Annotated in this window: 7 protein-coding genes; 5 read left to right on the top strand and 2 right to left on the bottom strand. The window is 68.3% G+C overall.

Features of this window, described 5'->3' with window-relative positions:
- The 5 genes from ACLFOB_RS12575 to ACLFOB_RS12555 all read left to right on the top strand — a co-directional run.
- Nucleotides 1–1,529: NADH-quinone oxidoreductase subunit M (locus tag ACLFOB_RS12575; RefSeq protein WP_410926280.1), on the top strand; the 1,529-nt coding region annotated here is incomplete at its 5' end.
- Nucleotides 1,526–2,968 carry an NADH-quinone oxidoreductase subunit NuoN gene (gene nuoN / locus ACLFOB_RS12570; RefSeq protein WP_410926279.1) on the top strand — a complete coding sequence of 481 codons (1,443 nt, stop codon included), beginning with the start codon at nucleotides 1,526–1,528 and terminating at the stop codon, nucleotides 2,966–2,968. The genes ACLFOB_RS12575 and nuoN, both read left to right, overlap by 4 nt.
- The gene (locus tag ACLFOB_RS12565; protein WP_410926278.1) at nucleotides 2,958–3,737 is read left to right on the top strand and encodes a biotin--[acetyl-CoA-carboxylase] ligase; all 780 of its coding nucleotides are present in this window, start codon (nucleotides 2,958–2,960) and stop codon (nucleotides 3,735–3,737) included. The genes nuoN and ACLFOB_RS12565 overlap by 11 nt, the downstream gene beginning before the upstream one ends.
- Entirely contained in the window at nucleotides 3,721–4,503 is a 783-nt protein-coding gene (locus ACLFOB_RS12560; protein WP_410918028.1) for a type III pantothenate kinase, read from the top strand. Before ACLFOB_RS12565 ends, ACLFOB_RS12560 begins: the two co-directional genes overlap by 17 nt.
- Complete coding sequence (locus ACLFOB_RS12555) at nucleotides 4,500–6,170, top strand: ribonuclease J (protein ID WP_410918027.1); 1,671 nt, start codon at nucleotides 4,500–4,502, stop codon at nucleotides 6,168–6,170. Before ACLFOB_RS12560 ends, ACLFOB_RS12555 begins: the two co-directional genes overlap by 4 nt.
- 269 nt (nucleotides 6,171–6,439) lie before the next feature.
- On the opposite strand, the gene ACLFOB_RS12550 is transcribed toward ACLFOB_RS12555, so the two are convergent.
- Together ACLFOB_RS12550 and ACLFOB_RS12545 are read right to left on the bottom strand one after the other, a co-directional pair.
- The gene (locus tag ACLFOB_RS12550; protein ID WP_410918025.1) at nucleotides 6,440–7,900 is read right to left on the bottom strand and encodes a DEAD/DEAH box helicase; all 1,461 of its coding nucleotides are present in this window, start codon (nucleotides 7,898–7,900) and stop codon (nucleotides 6,440–6,442) included.
- A gap of 144 nt (nucleotides 7,901–8,044) precedes the next feature.
- Nucleotides 8,045–9,352 carry an NAD(P)/FAD-dependent oxidoreductase gene (locus ACLFOB_RS12545; protein ID WP_410926281.1) on the bottom strand — a complete coding sequence of 436 codons (1,308 nt, stop codon included), beginning with the start codon at nucleotides 9,350–9,352 and terminating at the stop codon, nucleotides 8,045–8,047.
- Nucleotides 9,353–9,420: the final 68 nt, after the last annotated feature.

Here is a 9,420-nt window from a genome sequence, read left to right as displayed (position 1 = left end):
CGCCCGCCATCGCGGCGCTGATCCTGGCCGTCTTCCTGCGCGGCGAGGACGAGGCGGCGCAGCGGAACGCGAAGTGGCTGGCGCTGATCGCGACCTCGGCCACCTTCCTGATCTCGCTTTTCGTGCTCTTCCAGTTCGACCCGGCCGACACCGGTTTCCAGATGGTGGAAGAGGCGGACTGGATCTTCGGCCTGACCTACAAGGTCGGCGTGGACGGGATCAGCGTGCTCTTCGTGCTGCTGACGACCTTCATCATGCCGCTGACGATCGCGGCATCGTGGCATGTCACCGACCGGGTGAAGGAATACATGATCGCCTTCCTCGTGCTCGAGACGCTGATGATCGGCGTCTTCGTGGCTCTGGATCTGGTGCTCTTCTACCTCTTCTTCGAGGCGGGGCTGATCCCGATGTTCCTGATCATCGGGATCTGGGGCGGGAAGGAGCGGATCTACGCGGCCTTCAAGTTCTTTCTCTACACCTTCCTCGGCTCGGTGCTGATGCTGGTGGCGATGGTGGCGATGTATGTCGACGCGGGCACCACCGACATCCCGGCGCTCCTGCGGCATCAGTTCGCGTCCGAGACGCTGAGCCTCTGGGGCTTCCAGATCGTCGGCGGCGCGCAGACGCTGATGTTCCTCGCCTTCTTCGCCAGTTTCGCGGTCAAGATGCCGATGTGGCCGGTCCACACCTGGCTGCCGGACGCGCATGTGCAGGCGCCAACGGCCGGGTCCGTCGTGCTGGCCGCGATCCTGCTGAAGATGGGCGGCTACGGCTTCCTGCGCTTCAGCCTGCCGATGTTCCCGGTGGGCGCCGACGTGATCGCGCCGCTCATCCTGTGGCTCAGTGCGATCGCGGTCGTCTACACCAGCCTCGTGGCGCTGGCGCAGGAGGACATGAAGAAGCTGATCGCCTATTCCTCGGTCGCGCACATGGGCTTCGTGACCATGGGCATCTTCGCGGCGAACCAGCAGGGGGTGGATGGCGCGATCTTCCAGATGATCAGCCACGGCTTCATCTCCGGTGCGCTCTTTCTCTGCGTGGGGGTGATCTACGACCGGATGCACACCCGCGATATCGAGGCCTACGGCGGTCTGGTGAACCGGATGCCGGCCTATGCCGCGGTCTTCATGCTTTTCACCATGGCCAACGTGGGCCTGCCGGGCACCAGCGGTTTCATCGGCGAGTTCCTGACGCTGATGGGCACCTTCCAGGTCAACACCTGGGTCACGGCGGTGGCCGCCACGGGCGTGATCCTGAGCGCGGCCTATGCTCTGTGGCTCTACCGCCGGGTGGTGCTGGGCGACCTGATCAAGGCAAGCCTCAAGTCGATCACCGACATGGACCGCCGCGAAAAGGCGATCTTTGCCCCCTTCGTGGCGATGACCCTGCTGCTGGGCGTCTATCCCGCGTCCGTCACCGACATCATCGGCCCCTCGGTCGCGCACCTGCTCGAGGGCTACCACACCGCGCTTGCCGAGCATGAGACCGCGACCATGGTCGCGACAGCGGCAGAGGAGACCCCGCAATGATCGGACAGGACCTCGTCATCCTGCTGCCCGAGATCCTGCTGTCCGTCTACGCGATAGCGGCTCTGCTGGTTGCGGTCTATACGCTGAAAGACGACCTGGCCGCGCCGCTCACATGGGTGACGGCGGGCGTCTTCACCCTGCTCGCGGCCTGGATCGCGACGCGGGGGCCGGGCGCCGACGTGGCCTTCGACGGCATGTTCGTGAGCGACGCCTTCGCGCGCTTCGCCAAGGCGGCGCTGCTGCTTTCGGCCGCCGCGGTCCTCGCGATCAGCCAGGGTTACATGCAGCGGCGCGGGCTTTTGCGGTTCGAGTATCCGCTGCTCGTGGCGCTTGCCGTGGTGGGCATGATGGTCATGGTCTCGGCGGGCGACCTGATGTCGCTCTACATGGGGCTGGAGCTGCAATCGCTCGCGCTTTACGTCCTCGCCGCCTTCCGGCGCGACAGCGCGAAATCGACCGAGGCGGGGCTGAAATACTTCATCCTGGGCTCGCTGGCCTCGGGCCTGCTGCTCTACGGCGCCTCGCTGGTCTACGGCTACTCGGGCACCACGCTCTTTACCGGCATCGTTCAGGCGGCGGGCGAGGGGCGCGCCGATCTGGGCCTGCTGATCGGGCTGGTGCTGCTGGTGTCCGGCCTCGCCTTCAAGGTCTCGGCCGTGCCCTTCCACATGTGGACGCCCGACGTCTACGAGGGCGCGCCGACGCCTGTGACCGCCTTCCTGTCGACCGCGCCCAAGATCGCGGCGATGGCGCTTTTCGCGCGCATGCTCTTCGACGCCTTCGGCGGCGTGGTCGCGGACTGGCAGCAGGTGGTGGCGGTGCTGTCGCTGCTGTCGATGTTCCTGGGCTCGATCGCGGCGATCGGGCAGGGCAACATCAAGCGCCTGATGGCCTATTCCTCGATCGCGCACATGGGTTACGCCCTGATGGGGCTCGCGGCCGGCACGGTCTTCGGCGTGCAGGCGATGCTCGTCTACCTGGCCATCTACGTCGTGATGAGCGTGGGCACCTTTGCCTTCATCCTTTCGATGGAGCGGGGCGGCGCCCCGGTGACGGAGATCGGCGCGCTCAACATGTATGCGCGTCATCAGCCGGGGCGCGCCATGGCCATGCTGGTGCTGCTCTTCAGCCTCGCCGGCGTGCCGCCCTTCCTTGGCTTCTTCGCCAAGCTCTACGTGCTGCGCGCGGCCTATGAGGGCGGGCTTGTCTGGCTGGCCGTCGCCGGCGTTGTGGCCAGCGTGATCGGCGCCTACTACTACCTCCGGATCGTCTATTTCATGTATTTCGGCGAAGAGCGGGGCGAACCGCTGGAAGCCGGTGGCGGCGCGGTGCTCTATACTGCGCTGATGGCCTCGGCCATCGTGATGCTGGTGGGGATCGTCAACCTTTTCGGGATCGAGGGCGCGGCAGCCGCCGCGGCGGCATCGCTTGTCCAGTAACCTGCCTGCGGGCTGGCCCGAGGGAGCAGGGCGCGTCGTCCTGGACGAGACGCCCTCGACCATGGCGGAGGCCGCGGCCCGTGCGCCCGAAACGGCTGCACCGCTCTGGATCGTGGCGCGGCGTCAGACTGCCGGCCGCGGGCGGCGTGGCCGGGCCTGGGCCGATCCGCCGGGAAACCTGGCCGCGACGCTGCTCATGCCCGCGCCCGCGCTTACGCAAGCCGCGCTTCATTCCTTTGTGGCGGCGCTTGCCCTGCACGATGCCTGCGTCGAGGTCACGGGCCGCACGGACCCCTTTGCGCTCAAGTGGCCGAACGACGTGCTGCTCGGTGGTCGCAAGCTTGCAGGCATCCTGCTGGAAACCGTGCAGCCCGCGCACCTGGCCATCGGCATCGGCGTGAACCTGGCCCATGCGCCGGAGCGCGGCGCTCTGGAACCGGGCGCCATCCCGCCGGTTTCGCTGGCCGAGGGTCTTGGCCTTTTCGTGACCGCAGAGGCGTTCCTGACGCCGCTGGCCCGGGCCTTCGACCGGCGGGCGCGGGCGCTTGCCACCTACGGCTTCGGCCCGATCCGCGCGGCCTGGCTGGAACGGGCGGCGCGGCGGGGCGAGGTGGTGACGGCGCGCAGCGCCGGCGGGGTCGTCACAGGGAGTTTCGAGGATGTGGACGACAGCGGCCGGCTGATTCTGATGACGGCCCGGGGGCGACAGGCGATCGCCGCCGCCGACGTCTTCTTTGCCGAGGGAGCGGACCATGCTGCTGGCGGTTGATTGCGGCAACACCAACACCGTCTTCTCGATCTGGGACGGTACGCGCTTCGTCGCCACCTGGCGCATGGCGACACAGCATCTGCGCACCGCGGACGAGTATTACGTCTGGCTCTCCACGCTGAAGGCGTTTCAGCGGATCGAGCCCGACATCACCGACGTCATCGTCTCGTCCACCGTGCCGCGGGTCGTCTTCAATCTGCGCGTTCTGGCCGACCGCTACTTTCATACCCGTCCGCTGGTGGTGGGGCGCCCGGATTGTGCGCTGCCGGTCGAGGTCCGGGTGGACCCCGGCACGCAGGTCGGCCCGGATCGGCTGGTCAACACGGTGGCGGGGCACGACCGCTACGGCGGCGACCTGATCGTGGTGGACTTCGGCACCGCCACCACTTTCGACGTGGTGGACGACGACGGCGCCTATGTGGGCGGCGTGATCGCGCCGGGCGTCAACCTGTCGCTTGCCGCCCTGCACGAGGCGGCCGCCGCCCTGCCGCATGTCGACATCAGCCGCCCGCAGCGCGTGGTTGGCACGAATACCGTGGCCTGCATGCAGTCGGGCATCTTCTGGGGCTACATCGGCCTCATCCGCGAGATCTGCGACCGGATCAAGGCAGAGCGCGGCCGCCCGATGAAGGTGATTGCCACCGGGGGCCTCGCCCCGCTCTTCCAGCAGGCAGAGGCGCTCTTCGACCGCTTCGACGACGACCTGACCATGCACGGGCTCACCGTGATCCATGCCCATAACAAGAAACCGGAGACCGCCACATGAGTGCCGAACGCCTGATCTATCTTCCTCTCGGCGGCGCGGGCGAGGTGGGCATGAACGCCTATGTCTTCGGCTACGGGCCGAAGGGCGCAGAACGTCTGATCCTTGTCGATCTGGGCGTCACCTTCCCCGACATGGACAGCACGCCCGGCGTCGACCTGATCTTTCCCGACGTCGCCTGGCTGGAGGCGAACGCCGACCGGCTGGAGGCGGTGTTCATCACGCACGCGCATGAGGATCACGTCGGCGCCCTGGGCCATCTCTGGCGGCGGATCGGCGGTCCCACCGTCCATGCCCGCGCCTTCACCGGCCATCTCGCGCGCCTGAAGATGGAAGAGCACGGGCAGGATCCCGCGAAGGTGAAGATCGCGCAGCCGATGCCCGAGATGATCGAGGCGGGACCGTTCCGGGTGGGATTCCTGCCGGTGTCGCATTCGATCCCGGAAAGCGCCTCGCTGGTGATCGACACGCCCGCGGGCCGGGTCGTGCACACCGCCGATTTCAAGATCGACGTGACCCCGGTGGTGGGCGAAGCCTTCGACGCCGCCGCGTGGCAGGAGGTAGCCAAACCGGGTGTCCAGGCGCTGATCTGCGATTCCACCAATGTCTTCGTCCACCGTCCCGGCCGGTCCGAAGCAACTTTGTCGTCGGAGATCGAGGCGCTGGTCGAAGGCGCGGGCGGCATGGTCGTGGCCACAACCTTTGCCTCCAACGTCGCGCGGCTGAAGACGCTGGCAGAGGCCGGCGTGCGTGCGGGCCGTTCCATCTGCCTGATGGGCCGCGCGATGCGCCGCATGGTCGAGGCGGCAGTGGAAACCGGCGTCCTGACCGATTTCCCCTCCACCGTCAGCCCGGAAGACGCGGCCGGCCTGCCGCGCGAGAACCTGATGCTGATCGTCACCGGTAGCCAGGGCGAGCGGCGCGCCGCCTCGGCCCAGCTTGCCCGCGGCAAGTATCAGGGGATCGAGCTCAAGTCCGGCGACACCTTCCTCTTCTCGTCCAAGACGATCCCCGGCAACGAGCGCGGTGTGCTGCGCGTGGTCAATCAGCTGTCCGAGATCGGGGTGGACGTGATCGACGACTCCACCGACCGCTACCACGTTTCGGGCCATGCCAACCGCCCGGACCTGGAGCGGATGCACGACCTCGTGAAGCCCCGGATGGTCATCCCGATGCACGGCGAGCACCGGATGCTGCGCGAGCATGTCAAGCTTGCGAAAAGCCGCGGGTACGAGGCGGCCATTGCGGTCAACGGCACGATGCTGGACCTCACCGGCGAAACGCCGAAGGTGGCCGAGCACATCGAGGCCGGGCGCACCTATCTGGACGGGGCGGTGCAGATCGGCGCGCTGGACGGCGTGGTGCGCGACCGCATCCGCATGGCGCTGAACGGCCACGCGCTGGTGACGCTCATCATCGACGAGGATGGCGACACGCTGGGCGATCCGTGGTGCGAGCTGATGGGCCTGCCCGAAACGGGACGCTCCAGGGCGCCGCTGACGGACGTGATCGAGGAGGACCTGGCCCAGTTCGTCGGCCGCGCCGGTCGCAAGGTGCTGGCCGACGACGACAAGCTCGAGGACGGGCTGCGGCGGATCGTGCGCAACACCTCCGTGAACGAGGTGGGCAAGAAGCCCGAGGTGACCGTGGTGATCAGCCGCCTGGGCTGAGCGCGGGGCAGATCCCGGGGGCTGCGAGCGCCGCGCGATGGCGGCCAAGGCCGGCATGATCGCCCCCTGCCGGCGCGGCAGGACGTGTCAGGCCCATGATGTCGCAAAGCACGGAGATCATGACCGCCCGGCACGGCGGCTCGGCGCCGGCCCGTCCCGAGGGCGCATCGTCGAAACGATATGTCTGCACTGTCCTGTCCGCGGGGCATGAGAAGCAGGCGGATTATCCTCCGCCGGGGAAACCTCGCCGTCGAACGCGGCCTAGGGCATCAGCCCGCCAGGCGTTCCTCGAGGCTGAGAGCGATAAAGCGGGGCAGGTGATCGCCCATGCCGACGATTTTCCCGCCCTCGGCGCTGTCCTTGTCCTTGCCTGTGGACTTGCGGCCGCGCGCCTGCTTCGGTGCCGGTTCGGTCTTCGGTGCCGGTTCGGTCTTCGGCGTCTCGACAGCCTCGGGCGTCGCTTCCGCCGGAACGGTTTCCTGCAGCTCCGGCTTCTTTCGGCCGCGGCCTCCCCGGCTGCGCTTCGGCTTCTCGTCGCTGGCTGGCGCCGCGGCCTCGGTGTCCTGCGCGGCTCCGGGCGCGGTCTCCGGCAGGTCGAGGCGCGGGATCTCCTTCTGGAGCAGCGCCTCGATGTCGGCGAGGTATTTCTCGTCGCGCGGCCCGCAGATGGTCAATGCCTTGCCCTCGCGCCCGGCCCGGCCCGTGCGCCCGATGCGGTGCACGTAGTCCTCCGCATGGGTGGGCACGTCGAAGTTGAAGACATGGCTCACCGCCGGGATGTCGAGGCCCCGCGCCGCGACGTCCGAGGCCACGAGAAAACGCAGCGTCCCGTCCCGGAAGGCATCGAGCGTCTTCGTCCGCGTGGACTGATCCAGGTCGCCGTGGATGGGCGCCGCGTCCAGGCCGTATTTCTTCAGGGACTTGGCAAGCGCGTCGACCTCGATCTTGCGGTTGCAGAAGATGATCGCGTTCTTGCAGGCCGTGCCCTCGTGCTCGATCAGCGCGCGCAGAAGGCGGCGCTTGTCGCTGGCTTCGCGGTCGCGCCGTCCGGGGCGGAACATCGCCACCCGCTGCTCGATCGTCTCCGACGCGGTGGCCTGCCGCGCCACCTCGATCCGTTCGGGCGCCTGCAGGAAGGTGTTGGTGATGCGCTCGATCTCGGGCGCCATGGTGGCCGAGAAGAACAGCGTCTGCCGGGTGAAGGGGGTCAGGCTGAAGATCCGCTCGATGTCGGGGATGAACCCCATGTCGAGCATTCGGTCGGCCTCGTCCACCACCATGATCTGCACGCCGGTCAGCAGCAGCTTGCCGCGTTCGAAATGGTCCAGCAGCCGCCCCGGCGTGGCGATCAGCACGTCCACGCCCCTGTCGATCAGCGCGTCCTGCTCCTTGAAGCTCACGCCGCCGATGAGCAGCGCCTTCGTCAGCTTGACGTGCCTGGCATAGGTGTCGAAATTCTCCGCCACCTGTGCGGCCAGTTCGCGCGTCGGGCAGAGTACAAGGCTGCGCGGCATCCGCGCCCGCGCGCGCCCGCGGGCCAGAAGCGTGATCATCGGCAGCGTGAAGCTTGCCGTCTTGCCGGTGCCGGTCTGCGCGATGCCGAGGACGTCGCGTCCCTGCAGCGCGGGCGGAATCGCGCCTGCCTGAATCGGGGTGGGGGTCTCGTAACCCGCTTCCTCGATCGCCTTCAGAACCTTCGGGTTGAGGTCGAGATCGGTAAACTTGGTCATGTATATCCGTGATTTACGGACACACCTGGCCCGTAGCGTCTGTCCGAGCCGAAACGTGAGGCGCACCGATTGCGCCAAGGCTCCATGACCATTTAGAGACTGCCGAGCGAATCGTCAATGCGCGGTCGTTCGCATGCGCGCCTTTCACACGCCCAGCCGGTCGCGCAGCGCGTACCAGCTCATCGCCAGCACCAGCAGCGGGCTGCGCAGCGCCGTGCCTCCGGGGAAGGGCACCGTCGGGATCGCCGCCATGGCGTCGAAGCCCTCGGCCTCGCCCGCCACCGCATCGGCCATCAGCCGGCCCGACAGCGTGGCAAGGCCCAGGCCGTGCCCCGAGTAGCCCGAGGCCGACAGGACCCGTGGCGCCACCCGCGCAAGATAGGGCAGCCGCCGCATGGTGATGGCCAGCGTCCCGCCCCAGGCGTGCTCGATCCGCACGTCCGAGAGCTGCGGAAAGACCTTCAGCATCGGCCGCCGCACCAGCGCCGCAATGTCGGCCGGAAAGCGGTAGCCATAGCTTTCCCCGCCGCCGAACAGCAGCCGGCCGTCGTGACTGAGCCTGAAATAGTTCACGACGAATTTCGTATCCGCCACGCCCACGTCGCGCGTCAGCACCTCCGCCGCGCGGTCGCCCAGCGGCTCGGTCGCCACCACGAAATTGTTGATCGGCATGACCCGGGCCGCGATCTGCCGGTTCAGCCCCCCCAGGTAGCCGTTGCCGGCAAGGATGACATGATCGGCCCGTACAAGGCCCTGCGCCGTGCGAACAGCCGGCTCCGGCCCCTCCATCACCTCGACCACGCGGCTGTTTTCGCAAATCCGCGCCCCCGCGGCCTCCGCCGCGCGCGCCAGACCCAGCGCGAAGGCCAGCGGATGCAGATGCGCGGCCCCCATGTCCAGCGCACCGCCCCGGTAGACGGGTGAGGGGCAGAGCGCATGCCCCGCCTCCGCATCCAGCGTCTCGATCCGGTCGTAGCCGTATTCCGCGGCAAGGTAGGTGGCCTCTTCGTGGATCTCCGCGCGCTCGGCGTCGCTATGGCCCAGATGCGCGATCCCCGGCCTCAGGTGACAGTCGATGCCATGCGCCGCGACCAGGTGGCGCACCAGCCCCTTGGCCTCCTCGCCCAGCTCCCAGAGCCTGCGGGCGCCCGGCCGCCCGATCAGCCGCTCCAGTTCCCGCTGCCCCACCCGCTGGCCGGAGCCCAGCTGCCCGCCGTTGCGCCCCGAGGCGCCAAAGCCCGCGCGGCTGGCCTCCAGCACCACCACCCGCAAGCCCCGCTGCGCGAGGTGCAGCGCCGCCGAGAGCCCGGTATAGCCTGCCCCCACCACGCAGACGTCCGCGCGGATCTCACCCGAAAGCGCCGGGCGCGGCTGCGGCAGGTCCACCGTCGCGGCATACCAGCTTGCCGGGTATGCGCCCGGCCGGTCGTTGGCGGTCAGCAGGTCCGTCACGCGCCTGTCCAGTCCTTCCTCTTGCCGGAAATACCCTCGGGGGGTGAATGCCGCGGCACGCGGCAGAG

Origin of the sequence: Rhodosalinus sp. (genome assembly GCF_046542825.1) — a bacterium.
Taxonomy (GTDB): domain Bacteria; phylum Pseudomonadota; class Alphaproteobacteria; order Rhodobacterales; family Rhodobacteraceae; genus Rhodosalinus.
This window is presented reverse-complemented; position numbering and strand designations above follow the sequence as displayed.

Coding starts and splice junctions, on each gene's coding strand:
- nuoN (WP_410926279.1), top strand. CDS start 1,526: ATGATCGGACAGGACCTCGTCATCCTGCTGCCCGAGATCCTGCTGTCC.
- ACLFOB_RS12560 (WP_410918028.1), top strand. CDS start 3,721: ATGCTGCTGGCGGTTGATTGCGGCAACACCAACACCGTCTTCTCGATC.
- ACLFOB_RS12555 (WP_410918027.1), top strand. CDS start 4,500: ATGAGTGCCGAACGCCTGATCTATCTTCCTCTCGGCGGCGCGGGCGAG.
- ACLFOB_RS12550 (WP_410918025.1), bottom strand. CDS start 7,900: ATGACCAAGTTTACCGATCTCGACCTCAACCCGAAGGTTCTGAAGGCG.